This window comes from Pseudomonas sp. PvP001, from assembly GCF_040546375.1.
GTDB classification, from domain to species: domain Bacteria; phylum Pseudomonadota; class Gammaproteobacteria; order Pseudomonadales; family Pseudomonadaceae; genus Aquipseudomonas; species Aquipseudomonas coleopterorum.
Map to the genome: position 1 here is coordinate 2,122,569 of NZ_JBEPNQ010000001.1, position 13,874 is coordinate 2,136,442.

The 13,874-nt window shown below is 63.5% G+C and carries 17 protein-coding genes and 1 pseudogene; 15 read left to right on the forward strand and 3 right to left on the reverse strand.

All coding sequences use genetic code 11. The annotated features are described in order from the left end of the window. Position 1 precedes the first annotated feature (1 nt). The 4 genes from ABMD26_RS09690 to ABMD26_RS09705 all read left to right on the forward strand — a co-directional run bounded on the left by ABMD26_RS09690 (position 2) and on the right by ABMD26_RS09705 (position 3,437). A complete protein-coding gene (locus ABMD26_RS09690) occupies positions 2-691 on the forward strand; it encodes an SPOR domain-containing protein (RefSeq protein ID WP_056844431.1) in 690 nt (229 codons plus the stop codon). A gap of 270 nt (positions 692-961) precedes the next feature. Beyond that, positions 962-1,492 carry an ATP-dependent protease subunit HslV gene (gene hslV / locus ABMD26_RS09695; RefSeq protein ID WP_049861759.1) on the forward strand — a complete coding sequence of 177 codons (531 nt, stop codon included), beginning with the start codon at positions 962-964 and terminating at the stop codon, positions 1,490-1,492. Between the two features lie 74 nt (positions 1,493-1,566). Further along, on the forward strand, positions 1,567-2,904 hold the full coding sequence (hslU, locus tag ABMD26_RS09700) for an ATP-dependent protease ATPase subunit HslU (protein ID WP_043191381.1): 1,338 nt from the start codon (positions 1,567-1,569) through the stop codon (positions 2,902-2,904). Positions 2,905-3,059: 155 nt separating this feature from the next. After that, positions 3,060-3,437, forward strand: coding sequence for a gamma-butyrobetaine hydroxylase family protein (locus tag ABMD26_RS09705; protein ID WP_320522912.1), 378 nt, complete (start codon positions 3,060-3,062; stop codon positions 3,435-3,437). Here ABMD26_RS09705 and ABMD26_RS09710 read toward each other — a convergent pair. Beyond that, on the reverse strand, positions 3,434-3,712 hold the full coding sequence (locus ABMD26_RS09710) for a polyhydroxyalkanoic acid system family protein (protein WP_043191383.1): 279 nt from the start codon (positions 3,710-3,712) through the stop codon (positions 3,434-3,436). The genes ABMD26_RS09705 and ABMD26_RS09710 overlap by 4 nt on opposite strands. Positions 3,713-3,839: 127 nt before the next feature. On the opposite strand from ABMD26_RS09710, the gene ubiE reads away from it, so the two are divergent. The 11 genes and pseudogenes from ubiE to ABMD26_RS22185 all read left to right on the forward strand — a co-directional run bounded on the left by ubiE (position 3,840) and on the right by ABMD26_RS22185 (position 11,920). Beyond that, complete coding sequence (ubiE, locus tag ABMD26_RS09715) at positions 3,840-4,610, forward strand: bifunctional demethylmenaquinone methyltransferase/2-methoxy-6-polyprenyl-1,4-benzoquinol methylase UbiE (protein ID WP_043191385.1); 771 nt, start codon at positions 3,840-3,842, stop codon at positions 4,608-4,610. Continuing rightward, entirely contained in the window at positions 4,610-5,233 is a 624-nt protein-coding gene (locus ABMD26_RS09720) for a ubiquinone biosynthesis accessory factor UbiJ (protein ID WP_090355674.1), read from the forward strand. The genes ubiE and ABMD26_RS09720 overlap by 1 nt, the downstream gene beginning before the upstream one ends. Then, entirely contained in the window at positions 5,230-6,837 is a 1,608-nt protein-coding gene (gene ubiB, locus ABMD26_RS09725; RefSeq protein WP_354309258.1) for a ubiquinone biosynthesis regulatory protein kinase UbiB, read from the forward strand. The genes ABMD26_RS09720 and ubiB overlap by 4 nt, the downstream gene beginning before the upstream one ends. Positions 6,838-6,889: 52 nt before the next feature. After that, positions 6,890-7,291, forward strand: a complete 402-nt coding sequence (gene hisI / locus ABMD26_RS09730) for a phosphoribosyl-AMP cyclohydrolase (RefSeq protein WP_056844435.1) — start codon at positions 6,890-6,892, stop codon at positions 7,289-7,291. Further along, on the forward strand, positions 7,284-7,619 hold the full coding sequence (locus ABMD26_RS09735) for a phosphoribosyl-ATP diphosphatase (protein WP_049861754.1): 336 nt from the start codon (positions 7,284-7,286) through the stop codon (positions 7,617-7,619). The genes hisI and ABMD26_RS09735 overlap by 8 nt, the downstream gene beginning before the upstream one ends. A 25-nt stretch (positions 7,620-7,644) precedes the next feature. After that, positions 7,645-7,905 carry a twin-arginine translocase TatA/TatE family subunit gene (locus ABMD26_RS09740; RefSeq protein ID WP_049861753.1) on the forward strand — a complete coding sequence of 87 codons (261 nt, stop codon included), beginning with the start codon at positions 7,645-7,647 and terminating at the stop codon, positions 7,903-7,905. Between the two features lie 3 nt (positions 7,906-7,908). Beyond that, positions 7,909-8,385 carry a Sec-independent protein translocase protein TatB gene (gene tatB / locus ABMD26_RS09745; RefSeq protein WP_354309261.1) on the forward strand — a complete coding sequence of 159 codons (477 nt, stop codon included), beginning with the start codon at positions 7,909-7,911 and terminating at the stop codon, positions 8,383-8,385. Beyond that, complete coding sequence (gene tatC / locus ABMD26_RS09750; RefSeq protein ID WP_049861751.1) at positions 8,382-9,170, forward strand: twin-arginine translocase subunit TatC; 789 nt, start codon at positions 8,382-8,384, stop codon at positions 9,168-9,170. The genes tatB and tatC overlap by 4 nt, the downstream gene beginning before the upstream one ends. After that, positions 9,167-9,874, forward strand: a complete 708-nt coding sequence (locus tag ABMD26_RS09755) for a 16S rRNA (uracil(1498)-N(3))-methyltransferase (protein WP_354309264.1) — start codon at positions 9,167-9,169, stop codon at positions 9,872-9,874. Before tatC ends, ABMD26_RS09755 begins: the two co-directional genes overlap by 4 nt. A 129-nt stretch (positions 9,875-10,003) precedes the next feature. Then, positions 10,004-11,065, forward strand: a pseudogene (locus ABMD26_RS22180) (methyl-accepting chemotaxis protein); the annotation flags it as partial. A 141-nt stretch (positions 11,066-11,206) separates the two neighbouring features. Further along, a complete protein-coding gene (locus ABMD26_RS22185; protein ID WP_375143236.1) occupies positions 11,207-11,920 on the forward strand; it encodes a methyl-accepting chemotaxis protein in 714 nt (237 codons plus the stop codon). Between the two features lie 218 nt (positions 11,921-12,138). On the opposite strand, the gene ABMD26_RS09765 is transcribed toward ABMD26_RS22185, so the two are convergent. Next, complete coding sequence (locus ABMD26_RS09765) at positions 12,139-12,873, reverse strand: amino acid ABC transporter ATP-binding protein (protein ID WP_122743956.1); 735 nt, start codon at positions 12,871-12,873, stop codon at positions 12,139-12,141. Further along, positions 12,866-13,828, reverse strand: a complete 963-nt coding sequence (locus tag ABMD26_RS09770) for an amino acid ABC transporter permease (protein WP_122743955.1) — start codon at positions 13,826-13,828, stop codon at positions 12,866-12,868. The genes ABMD26_RS09765 and ABMD26_RS09770 overlap by 8 nt, the downstream gene beginning before the upstream one ends. Between the last annotated feature and the right edge of the window lie 46 nt (positions 13,829-13,874).

Genomic DNA, 13,874 nt, shown 5'->3' on the forward strand with positions numbered 1-13,874 from the left:
GTTGGCTGCCAAGAAAAAACCCGCACCCAAACGTGGCGCCAGCCGCAATTCCGCACCTGCCAAGAAGCCCATCCCGGGCTGGCTGTGGCTGGCGATCGGCCTGAGCGTGGGCGCGTTCGTGGTGTTCCTGATGAAGCTGGAGCCGGGCAACGGCGACGTGAAGCGCGTCAAGGCCGAGCAGGCGAAGGCGGAGAAGATCGCCGAGGCGAACAAGACCCCGCCCAGCCCTCAGGCACCGGTCAAGCCCAAGTACGACTTCTACACCCTGCTGCCGGAATCGGAGGTCATCGTGCCGCCCGAGGCGGTTCCCGAGAAGACACCACCGATTCCGGCCCAGGCACCCGTCACGCCGGCCGAAGCGGCCAAGATCGATACTGCACGCGCCCAGGCGGCGCTCAGTGGTGCGACTCCGCCGCCGGCCCCGCCCGTGATCAAGCCCGCAGCGACCACCCAGTTCTATCTGCAGGCGGGTTCGTTCCGCAAGCAGGCGGACGCCGACCGGGTGCGGGCGCAGATCATCCTGCTGGGGCAGTCGGTTAACGTCGAGTCCGGAACGGTCAAGGAGGACACCTGGTACCGGGTACTGGTGGGTCCGTTCAGCAACCGCGAGCAACTGACCGTGGCGCAGAAGCAACTGGCGGGCAGTGGATTTAGTAACCTGCTGTTGCAGCAAAGGCAGATTCGGCAGTAAGTCTGCACATCGGCGGTGGGCCCTTCGCGGGCAGAGCCCGCTCCCACAGGCTCCGCTCCCACAGATGCTGCGCGCGCCTGTGAGCGCGGGCCCTGTGGGAGCGGGGCGGGCGGCGAGCCCTCTGCCCGCGAAGGGCCCACCGCAAATTTCCTGATACGCCGCGAGCTGTCTCCACGCCCCCCACAACCCGCAAAGGTTGAAATCCCCTCACCCACCCCCATATCCGTTTCCATCAGGGCATTTTCGCCCCGCTGCGTGGAGACTCTCCCCTTGACCACCATCGTTTCAGTCCGCCGTCATGGCAAAGTCGTCATGGGCGGCGACGGCCAGGTTTCCCTCGGCAACACCGTGATGAAAGGCAACGCCAAGAAAGTCCGGCGCCTGTACCACGGTCAGGTCATCGCCGGCTTTGCCGGTGCCACCGCCGACGCCTTCACCCTCTTCGAACGTTTCGAAGGTCAACTCGAGAAACACCAGGGCCATCTGGTCCGTGCCGCCGTGGAGCTGGCCAAGGAGTGGCGTACCGACCGCTCGCTGAGCCGCCTGGAGGCGATGCTGGCCGTGGCCAACAAGGATGCGTCCTTGATCATCACCGGCAACGGTGACGTGGTCGAACCCGAAGATGGGCTGATCGCCATGGGTTCCGGCGGCGCCTTCGCGCAAGCCGCTGCCAGCGCACTGCTGAAGAAGACCGAGCTGGGCGCCCGTGAAATCGTCGAGACCGCCCTGGGCATCGCTGGCGACATCTGCGTGTTCACCAATCACAACATGACCATCGAGGAGCAGGATCTCGCCCAGTGATCAGTCGCCGCGCCCACCTGGGATGATCTTCACAGAAGACCACGCGCACTGAACCTTCGAGTCCGGAACACACCATGTCCATGACCCCCCGCGAAATCGTCCACGAACTCAATCGCCATATCATTGGCCAGGACGATGCCAAACGCGCCGTCGCCATTGCCCTGCGCAACCGCTGGCGGCGCATGCAGCTGCCCGAAGAGCTGCGCGTCGAAGTGACGCCCAAGAACATCCTGATGATCGGCCCGACCGGCGTCGGCAAGACTGAAATCGCCCGCCGCCTGGCCAAGCTCGCCAATGCGCCGTTCATCAAGGTCGAAGCGACCAAGTTCACCGAAGTCGGCTACGTGGGCCGCGATGTCGAATCGATCATCCGCGACCTGGCCGATGCGGCCATCAAACTGCTGCGTGAGCAGGAAATGGTCAAGGTCCGCCATCGTGCCGAAGACGCAGCCGAAGAGCGTATTCTCGACGCGCTGCTGCCTGCTGCCCGTGCAGGCTTCAACGAAGAGCCGGTGAGCAACGATTCGAACACCCGCCAGCTGTTCCGCAAGCGCCTGCGCGAAGGTCAGCTGGATGACAAGGAAATCGAGATCGAAGTGGCCGAGCAGATGGGTGGCGTGGACATCTCCGCCCCTCCCGGCATGGAAGAAATGACCAACCAGCTGCAGAGCCTGTTCGCCAACATGGGCAAGGGCAAGAAGAAAAGCCGCAAGCTCAAGGTCAAGGACGCGCTGAAAATGGTCCGCGACGAAGAAGCCGGTCGTCTGGTCAATGAAGAAGAGCTCAAGGCCAAGGCGCTGGAAGCGGTCGAGCAGCACGGTATTGTCTTCATCGACGAAATCGACAAGGTGGCCAAGCGCGGCAACGTGGGTGGCGCCGACGTGTCCCGTGAAGGCGTGCAGCGCGACTTGCTGCCGTTGATCGAAGGCTGCACGGTCAACACCAAGCTGGGCATGGTCAAGACCGACCACATCCTGTTCATCGCTTCGGGCGCGTTCCACCTGAGCAAGCCGAGCGACCTGGTGCCCGAGTTGCAGGGTCGCCTGCCGATTCGCGTCGAACTCAAGGCATTGAGCCCGCAGGATTTCGAGCGCATCCTGAGCGAGCCCCATGCGTCGCTGACCGAACAGTACCGCGAGCTGCTGAAGACCGAAGGCTTGAACATCGAGTTCGTGCCCGAAGGCATCAAGCGTCTGGCCGAGATCGCCTGGCAGGTCAACGAAAAGACCGAGAACATCGGTGCCCGTCGCCTGCACACGCTGCTGGAGCGGTTGCTGGAGGAAGTCTCGTTCAGCGCCGGTGACATGGCTGCCGCGCACAGCGAAGCGCCGATCCAGATCGATGCCGAGTATGTGAACAGCCATCTGGGCGAGTTGGCGCAGAACGAAGACCTGTCGCGCTACATTCTGTAATACGGCCTGTCATGTCGCGGTGCGGCCTTCGCGGCCGCTGAACGCTTCTACGGGACGCGGCCCGCGGGCAACGTCAATGATCGTTCCCGCAGGCTGGGTTCGTAGGAGCGGTCAGCGGCCGCGAAGCAGGCACTGCTGGGATATCGAGAACGACCATGAGCAAAATCCCGAGCGCCATCAACCTGCACAAGGCCTCCAAGACCCTGAGTCTGACGTATGGCCCCGGCGAGGTGTTCCACCTGCCTGCCGAGTTCCTGCGCGTGCACTCGCCGTCCGCCGAGGTCCAGGGCCACGGCAAGCCGATTCTGCAGGTGGGTAAACTAGGGGTCGGCCTGACCAAGGTGGAGCCGGCTGGCCAGTACGCCCTGAAGCTGACTTTCGACGACGGCCATGACAGCGGCCTGTTCACCTGGGACTACCTGTACCAGTTGGCGTTGCGCCAGGAGCAGCTCTGGGCCGACTACCTGGAACAATTACGCGCCGCCGGCAAATCCCGCGACCCCGCCGAGTCCGTGGTGAGGTTGATGCTCTAGGCCGCCAGGGCCTTGTCCAACGCCTTTTCGATCTCGCTCTGGATCGTACCGCTCATCATCGCCAGCATCATGCCCAGCTTCAGGTCGATTCGAATCGCTTCGTCGTCGATCTGCACGGTTCCCTGCGCGCCGCTGCGCTTGACCGCCACCGTATCGCCCTGCCAGGTGGCCTGCACGTCATAGCGGTCGATCAGCTTCTGCACCACCACTTCAGCCTTCTGCCGAGCCGCATCGCGGCCCAGATTGTGTTTGCGTTCGACGTTGATCTGGGTCATCGGGGACTCCGGGTAATGGGTTCAATGGCGCACAGTTTAACGCGGATGCCCTGGCAATCCATCGCGCCAAGACAAAGCGCCCTTGTGCGGCTTAGAATGGTGCGTAATTTTTCCTGGTGACAGCGATATGAATGATCAGCGCAAAGGCGGCGATGCCGAACCCACCACTCACTTCGGCTACAAGCACGTACCGGAAAGCCAGAAAGCCGAAAAGGTCGCCGAGGTGTTCCACTCGGTAGCGGCCAAGTACGACTTGATGAACGACGTGCTGTCCGGCGGCATGCACCGGTTGTGGAAGCGCTTCACCATCGAGCTGTCCGGCGTGCGCGTGGGTAACCGAGTGCTGGACATCGCTGGCGGTACGGGCGATCTGGCACGCAAGTTCTCCGATCTGGTCGGGCCGACCGGTCAGGTCGTACTGGCCGACATCAATGCCTCCATGCTCAAGGTCGGTCGTGACCGACTGCTCGACCGTGGCGTGGCCGGCAACATCGAGTTCGTCCAGGCCGACGCCGAAAAGCTGCCGTTCCCCGACAATCACTTCGATTGCGTGACCATCGCCTTCGGTCTGCGCAACGTCACGCACAAGGAAGCGGCCATCGCCTCCATGCTGCGTGTGCTCAAGCCGGGCGGTCGCCTGCTGGTGCTGGAGTTCTCCAAGCCCACCAACAAGCTGATGTCCAAGGTCTACGACGCCTATTCGTTCGCGTTCATGCCGCTGGCCGGCAAACTGATCACCAACGATTCGGAAAGCTACCGCTACCTCGCCGAGTCGATCCGCATGCACCCCGATCAGGAAACCCTCAAGGCCATGATGGTGCAGGCCGGTTTCGACCGCGTCACCTACCACAACATGACCAGCGGCATCGTCGCGCTGCACCGCGGGATCAAGCCCTGATGTTGCTCGGCGGCCTGATCGCCAGTGTCGAACACGGCCTCAACCGTGTGCTGCGTCTGGACGCCACGGCGCTGCCGCGCCTGGCGCACCTGCATGGCAAGGTGATTGCCATCCAGGGCCGCCAGCCTTCCTTTACGCTCTACGTCCTGCCCAGTGCCAATGGCCTGATGCTGGCCCAGCAATGGGCCACGCCGGCCGACTGCACCTTGCGGGCGCCGGCCGCCAGCTTGGTGCAGTTGGCGCTGCGCAAGGACAAGACCGCCGTGCTGCACAGCCCCCAGGTCGATCTGGACGGCGACAGCGCTGCCCTGCTCGAGCTGGTGAAGGTGCTGCAGGACCTTGAACTGGACTGGGAATACGAAGTCTCACGCTGGCTTGGCCCGGTGCCGACCTCGTTGCTGGCCGGGCACCTGCGCAGCCGCACGGGCTGGACCCGTGAAGGTCTGGCCACGGCGACCCAGAATTTGGGCGAATACCTGGCCGAGGAAGCGCGTACTCTGGTAGGCGAGCAGGAAGCCCAGGCCCGTTTCAATGAGCTGGATGCTTTGAAAGTCGATGTCGAACGCCTCGAGGCGCGTATTGAGCGCCTCGCCCGATCCCACAACTCCAGCGATAACGCATGAAGCTGCTTGCCGTCCGCCGTCTGTTGCGCATCCAGCGCGTCGTGATCCGCTACCGCCTCGATGACCTGATGTTCGCTCTGCCACTGCCGTGGTGGCTGAAGATCACCCGGTTCGCCATGCCCTGGCGCTGGCTGCCGCGCAGCCGCCAGGAGCTCAACCGGGGCGCGCGCCTGCGCCTGGCGTTGCAGGACCTGGGGCCGATTTTCATCAAGTTCGGGCAGATCCTCTCCACCCGCCGCGACCTGCTGCCCGAAGACATCGCCGATGAGCTGATGCTGCTGCAGGACCGCGTACCGCCGTTCGATCCCAAGCAGGCCATGGCCCTGATCGAACAGCAGCTGGGGGCGAAGATCACCGACGTGTTCAGTCGCTTCGACGTCGAGCCGCTGGCTTCGGCCTCGGTGGCCCAGGTCCACGCGGCGCGGCTCAAGACTGGCGAAGAGGTGGTGGTCAAGGTCATACGTCCAGGGCTCAGATCGGTCATCGGCCAGGATCTGGCCTGGCTGTTCCTGCTGGCCCGCCAGGCCGAGCGACTGTCGGCCGACGCCCGCCTGCTGCACCCGGTGGACGTGGTCGCCGACTACGAGCGGACCATCTACGACGAGCTCGACCTGCTGCGCGAGGCGGCCAACTCCAGCCAGTTGCGGCGCAACTTCGAGGATTCGGGTCTGCTCTACGTGCCCCAGGTGTACTGGGACTGGTGCCGACCCAAGGTGCTGGTGATGGAGCGCATCTACGGCGTGCAGGTCACCGACATGGCCGCCCTGGCCGACCAGCGCACCGACATGAAGCTGCTGGCCGAGCGCGGTGTCGAGATTTTCTTCACCCAGGTCTTTCGCGACAGCTTCTTCCACGCCGACATGCACCCGGGCAACATCTTCGTCAGTACCGTGGCGCCCTGGAGCCCACGCTACATCGCCATCGACTGCGGCATCGTCGGCAGCCTGACCCCCGAAGACCAGGATTACCTGGCGCGCAACCTGTTCGCCTTTTTCAAGCGCGACTACCGCCGCGTCGCCCAACTGCACATCGATTCGGGTTGGGTTCCGGCGGAAACCAAGCTCAACGAATTCGAAGCGGCGATCCGTACCGTGTGCGAGCCGATCTTCGAGAAGCCGCTCAAGGACATTTCCTTCGGCCAGGTGTTGATGCGCCTGTTCCAGACCGCGCGGCGCTTCAACATGGAAGTGCAGCCGCAACTGGTGCTGTTGCAGAAGACCTTGCTCAATATCGAAGGCCTGGGCCGCCAGCTGTACCCGGACCTGGACCTGTGGAGCACCGCCCAGCCGTTCCTCGAACGCTGGATGCGCGAGCGGGTCAGTCCGAAATCTTTGTTTCAGAATGTTCAATCGCAGGTCGAGCAATTGCCGCATCTGGCCAATATGACCCGCGATCTACTCGAACGGATGTCTCAGCCTCATCGCAAGGATCCACCACCGCCCTGGGAGCAACGCCATGATCGGTGGGCCCTGCGGCTGCTCGGCGGTGCCTTGTTGGTGGGCGGGACAGTGACTGCGGTCTCCGGCATTGCCCTGGACAGTGTGCAGGCCTGGCCGGCCTGGTTGATGCTGGCATCGGGCTTGTACCTGGTCGTGCGCCGATAGCCAGTGGCGCCATCGGCTGGCACACTAGCCCTCTCTGTTGTCGGAGTCGCACATGAAAGACTGGCTGGACGAGATCAAATGGGACCGCGACGGCCTGGTGCCGGCGATTGCCCAGGATCACAAGACCGGGCGCATCCTCATGATGGCCTGGATGAACCGCGAAGCACTGGCGCTGACCGCCGCCGAAAACCGGGCCATCTATTGGTCACGCTCGCGTGGCAAACTGTGGCGCAAGGGCGAGGAGTCCGGCCACGTGCAGAAGCTGCATGAACTGCGCCTGGACTGTGACGCCGACGTGGTCGTGCTCAGCGTCGAACAGATCGGCGACATCGCCTGCCACACCGGCCGCCAAAGCTGCTTCTATCGGGTCTTCGAGGACGGCCAATGGACCGTCGTCGATCCGGTTCTGAAGGACCCCGATGCCATCTATCACACAGGCCATGGCCATGAATGACACCCTGGACCGCGTTGCTGCGGTACTCGAAGAACGCAAGGGCGCCAGCGCCGACAGCTCCTATGTCGCCAGCCTGTACGCCAAGGGTTTGAACAAGATTCTGGAAAAGTTGGGCGAAGAATCGGTCGAAACCATCATTGCCGCCAAGGACGCCGCGCACAGCGGCGACTGCAGCGATGTCATCTACGAAACCGCCGATCTGTGGTTCCATAGCCTGGTCATGCTTGCACAACTCGGCCAACACCCACAGGCTGTACTCGATGAACTGGACCGCCGCTTCGGTCTGTCCGGTCACGATGAGAAAGCCGCCCGCCTGCCGTCAGCCTGAAATGTCTTTTTGGAGGAGTTGAATCATGGGTCTGTTTGATTGGAAACACTGGATCGTCATCCTGATCGTCGTGGTATTGGTCTTCGGCACCAAGAAACTCAAGAACCTGGGCACCGATGTGGGCGAGTCGATCAAAGGCTTTCGCAAGGCCATGAACGACGACGACAAACCGGCTGCCGAACAGCCCACCCAGCCGGTGCACCCGCAGGCCAGCTCGCCGCTGACTCCGCCGCACACCCTCGACGGCCAGCATCAGAAAGTCGAAGAACCCATCAGGAAAGACTGATCAATGTTCGGTATCAGCTTCAGTGAACTCATGCTCGTGGGCCTCATCGCCCTGTTGGTGCTGGGCCCTGAACGGCTGCCCGGTGCCGCGCGAACCGCAGGGCTGTGGATCGGGCGTCTGAAGCGCAGCTTCAATGCGATCAAGACCGAAGTCGAACGCGAGATAGGCGCCGACGAGATTCGTCGTCAATTGCACAACGAGCACGTGCTGTCGCTGGAGGAGCAGGCGCGCAAGATCCTGGACCCGCAGCGTCCTGCGCGGCCGAGCGAGCCTCCTGCGCCACTGACCGATCCCATCGCGCCCGGAGCTCAGGCACAGCCGGTGCTGGACCGCGATGCGGTGAGCGCCGCCGTCACCCCGACCAGCGTGGCCACTACCGCGCAACAGGCCGACGTGATCGAGCGCGATACCAGCAGCGCCGCAGCGGTCGCGATACCCGTCACTTCCAATGAACCTACACAGCCACCGCGAGCCCCATGAGCGAAATTCCGGAAAATGACCAGCCGATGCCGCTGGTCTCGCACCTCACCGAACTGCGCACCCGGCTACTGCGCTGCGTTGCCGTGATCTTTCTGGTCTTCGCCGGGCTGTTTTCGTTTGCCCAACAGATCTACACCCTGGTATCGGCGCCGCTGCGCGAATACCTGCCGGCTGGCGCAACGATGATCGCCACCGACGTGGCCTCGCCGTTCCTCACCCCGTTCAAGCTGACCATGATGGTCTCGCTGTTCCTGGCCGTGCCGATCATCCTGCATCAGGTCTGGGGCTTCATCGCGCCGGGCTTGTACAAGCATGAAAAGCGCATCGCCATACCGTTGCTGGTATCGAGCATCTTTCTGTTCTATGCCGGGATGGCCTTCGCTTATTTCCTGGTCTTTCCGCTGGTCTTCAAGTTCTTCGCCAGTGCCACGCCCGTGGGCGTGACCATGGCCACCGACATCGCCAGCTACCTGGACTTCGTCATGACGCTGTTCTTCGCCTTCGGCGTGGCGTTCGAGATTCCCGTAGCAGTGGTGCTGCTGGTGTGGATCGGCGTGGTCGACGTGAAGTACCTGCGCAAGATTCGTCCCTATGTGATCATCGGCTGCTTCGTGGTCGGCATGATCCTGACCCCACCGGACATCTTCTCGCAGACGCTGTTGGCAGTGCCGATGTGGCTGCTGTTCGAGATCGGCATCCTGTTCGGCGCCCTGATCCGCAAGCGGGGTGACGAACCCGCCGAGGAAGACGATCGCAACGACCAGCCGCCCGCGACCCGGGCATGAACCTGCTGCTGCTCGAAACGGCCGATTTCATCGCGCCGGACAAGGTGGTGTTGCGCGACCGCCGCTTCACCCACATGCAGTCCGTGCATCGCGTGGAGCTGGGCGACAGCCTGCGGGTGGGCAAGCTCGACGGCCTGATGGGCCGTGCCGAGGTGGTGCGTCTGGAAGGCCACGAAGCCGAGCTGGACGTGGTGCTCGACCAGGCACCACCGGCCAAGCTGCCGCTGACCCTGATCCTGGCGCTGCCCCGGCCGAAAATGCTTCGTCGGGTATTCCAGACCATTGCCACCATGGGGGTAGCCAAGGTGGTGCTGGTGAACAGTTACCGGGTCGAGAAAAGCTTCTGGCAGACCCCGTTTCTGGAGCCCGCCGCCATTCGCGAACAGCTTGTGCTGGGTCTGGAACAGGCCCGCGACACGCAGCTTCCGGAAGTGGTAATCGAAAAGCGCTTCAAACCCTTCGTCGAAGATCGCCTCCCCGCCCTGCGCGCCGGCACCCTGGGCCTGGTCGGGCACCCCGGCGACTATCCGCCCTGCCCGCGCCAGCTCGCCGAGCCGGTCACGCTGGCCATCGGCCCGGAAGGCGGCTGGATTCCCTACGAGATCGATCTGCTCAAGGAGGCGGGCCTGCAGCCTGTTCAACTCGGCGAACGCATCCTGCGGGTTGAAACCGCCGTGGCGGTGTTGCTCGCCCGGCTGTTCTGAAGCAGCCCTGGCTCGCGGCGACAGCGGCCGCTGCATTTAGTTACATGCCACCATCGAGTTTCTTCCATTCACGCCGATGCCCTTGAACTGCCGACAATCACGCTGTCGGCCTGAAAGGGAGCTTCAATCATGTCGAACACCTTTGCCCGTTACCTGGGCAATCTGAGCGTCAACCTGAAACTGGGGATCGGTTTCGGGTTGGTGCTACTGCTTACGCTGCTGATCGCCGCCACCGGCTGGTTCGGCTTGTCCCGCTTGATCGAACGGGCCGACAAGATCACCAGCATTTCCATACTCGATGACCGCATGCGCGACCTGCGCATCGCAGCTCAATCGTTCGAATTGCAGAAAGGCAGTTCCGGTGCCGACACCGTCAATCGCCTGCTCGATGAGCTCGATGCCAACCTGGTGATCGCACAGCACACCCTCGTGATGTCCGAAGACATTGCGCTGGTCGAACAGGAAATAGCGGCTACGCAAGCCTATCGCCAGGCGTTCGCCGCGTCGCTGCTGTCGATCCAGGGTCGCGAGGCCGCGCGCAGCCAACTGGGCAGCACCGCCGACCGCGCCGTCGCCGAAGTCAATCAGGTGCAGGCAGCCCTGCTCGGCCAAGGCGACCTGTCGGCGTTCAGCACGCTGGTGGAAACCAGTCGGCTGATTCAGCAAGCTCGCTTCCAGGTCCGTGGCTACACCTACAGCGCCAAGGACGAAGCGCGTCAGCCGGCCCTGACGGCCATCGACCAGGCGATAGCCTCGGTCGCCGCTGCACAGGCCAGCGTATCCAGTGAGTTCGCCGGTCGCCTGCAGCAAGCCGGGGAATCCTTGAGCGCCTACCGCGCCGCGGTGGCGCAATTCAGCGAGAATCAGCAGGCCACTCTTCAGAGCATCGACAAAATGACGACGTTGGGGACTTCGCTGCTCGATATGAGCGACCGACTCGGCGACTCGCAGACCGCCAAGCGCGACGCTGACACCGCCCAGGCGAAGGCCTGGCTGGCCATTGCGGCAGCGCTGGCGACCTTGCTCGGCATTGCCGCGGCATGGGCCATTACCGCGCAGATCGTCGGCCCCCTGCGCCAGACCCTGGCCAGTGTCGAACGGGTTGCGTCCGGTGATCTGAGGCAGTCGCCCGCCATTACCCGGCGTGACGAACTGGGCCAGGTGCAGTTGGCCTTGCAGCGCATGACCTTGAACCTGCGTGAACTGGTGGGCGGCATCAGCGAAGGCGTGACGCAATTGGCCAGCGCGGCCGAGGAGTTGTCTGCGGTCACCGAGCAGACCAGTGCCGGGGTCAACGCGCAGAAGGTCGAAACCGATCAGGTCGCCACCGCCATGAATGAGATGGCCGCTACCGTGCAGGAAGTCGCGCGCAATGCCGAAGAGGCGTCCGAGGCCGCTGTGGCTGCCGATCAGCAGGCACGCGAAGGCGATCGGGTGGTCAGTCAGGCGGTGGGCCAGATCGAACGTCTGGCGGCCGAAGTGCTGCATTCAAGCGAAGCCATGAACCAGTTGAAGCAGGAAAGCAGCAAGATCGGCGGTGTGCTCGATGTGATCACCTCCGTGGCCCAGCAGACCAACCTGCTGGCCCTCAATGCGGCTATCGAGGCGGCCCGCGCCGGCGAGGCCGGTCGTGGATTCGCCGTGGTGGCCGATGAAGTACGCAGCCTGGCCCAACGTACCCAGCAATCGACCGAAGAGATCCAGGCGCTGATCGCATCCCTGCAAACCGGGACTCATCAGGTGTCCAGCGCGCTGGACAGCAGCCGCGAAATGACCGATAGCAGCGTGCAACTGGCTCGCCGTGCCGGACAGTCGTTGAGCGACATCACCCGCACGGTGTCAGCGATCCAGGCCATGAATCAGCAGATCGCGGCAGCGGCGGAGCAACAGAGCGTGGTGGCCGACGAGATCAACCGCAGCGTGCTCAATGTGCGCGAGGTTTCCGAGCAGACGTCGGCGGCGAGCGAGGAGACCGCAGCGTCGAGCATCGAGCTGGCGCGGCTGGGGACACACCTGCAGGGGTTGGTGGGGCAGTTCAAGGTTTGAGGTTGGGTGGTGGGCTTGCGGGCCTCTTCGCGGGCAGAGACCCGCTCCCACAGGAATCTACAGCGATCTTGTGGGAGCGGGTCTCTGCCCGCGAAGAGGCCAACACAGCCAGTCAGCCAGGCAACAGACCTACAACTCCAACCGTACTCCTGTGGGAGCGGGGCGGGCGGCGAGCCCTCTGCCCGCGAAGAGGCCCTACAGTCACCCAAACAGCAGAACTACAACACCTGCCGCAGGAACGCCTGTGCCCTGGGATCCCTGGGTGCATCGAAGAACTCGGCCGGGGGCGCGTCTTCCAGCAAACGGCCGTGGTCGAAGAACAGCACCCGGTCCGCCACTTCCCGAGCGAAACCCATCTCATGGGTAACGCACACCATGGTCATGCCCTCCTCGGCCAGGGTCTTCATCACTTCCAGCACTTCACCGACCATCTCCGGGTCGAGCGCCGAAGTCGGCTCGTCGAACAGCATCACCTTGGGGTCCATGCACAACGCGCGGGCAATGGCCACGCGCTGCTGCTGGCCGCCGGACAGCCGTGACGGAAACGCATCGGCCTTCTCGCCGATGCCGACCTTGGCCAGCAACGCACGGGCCTTGGCCTCGCGCTCGGCCTTGCCACGCTTGCGCACCACCTTCTGCGCCAGGCAGAGGTTTTCCAGCACGGTCATGTGCGGAAACAGGTTGAAGTGCTGGAACACCATGCCGACTTCGCGCCGATAGGCGTTGATGTTGGTCTTGGGGTCATCCAGGCGCAGGCCGTCGATGCTGACCGAGCCCTGATCGAACGCCTCCAGGCCATTGAGGCAGCGCAAGAACGTGGACTTGCCCGAACCTGAAGGACCCAGAACCACCAGCACCTCGCCCTTGGCCACCTGGGTGCTGACCTGATCCACCGCACGCACCACCTGGCCGCGGGTATTGAACACCTTCAACAGGTCGCGTACTTCAATCACTTTGCGCAAGCCTCCGCTCGAGCCGGCTGGCGAAATACGACAGCGGCAGGTTGATGACCAGGTACAGGGCTGCCACGCAGAACCAGATCTCGAACGTCGAGAACGACGTGGTGATCGCCTCGCGCCCACTCTTGGTCAGCTCGGTGATGGCGATCACCGAAACCAGCGATGTGTCCTTGACCAGGCTGATGAACTGACCCGCCAGCGGTGGCAACACACGCTTGAACGCCTGCGGCAGAATCACGTAGCGCATCGATTGGCCGGCATCCAGGCCCAGGGAACGGGCGGCCTCGCCCTGCCCCTTCGCGATGGACTGCACGCCCGAGCGCACGATCTCGGCGACGTAGGCGCCAGTGAACAACGCCAGTGCCGCAACACCGGCGAATTCCCGCGAGAGGTTGAGCACGGTACCGATGAAGAAATAAAAGATGAAGATCTGCACCAGCAGCGGCGTGCCTCGCACCAGCTCCACATACACGGTGGACAGATGACGCAGGGTGGGATTGCTCGACAGTCGGCACAGACCGGTGACCAGACCCAGCAGCAGCCCGACCACGCCCGACACCAGCGACAGCCACAGGGTGGTCCACAAGCCCCAGGCGATCGGTCCGGCCGTCCAGTGCCGGGTCACGCCGATCTGGTCGCCTTCGGACACGTCATCGCCCTCCTGCAGCACGACACTGCTGGCGTCCACCTGCAACACCTGCTCGCCGCCGTCTTCATCGCGCAGGGTCACTTGCGCCTGCCCGCCCTGCCGAGTGATCTGTTCGACGCTGCCGTAGCCTTCGGCGCGCTGCGGCTGTTCGGCCTGGTAGACGAAGTATTGCGGCACACGATTCCAGTGCCACTCGTAGGAGATGCGCGAGGTCGCGGCGTACAAGCTGAAAGCCAGGCCGATGAGCACCAGCGCGGTCAGCCCGTGCCAGGGCCATTGGGCTTTGTGGTGTTTGATCACAGGGGGTTCAATCCGCTAGAAGACCGACGCGCGGGGCACGCCCGCG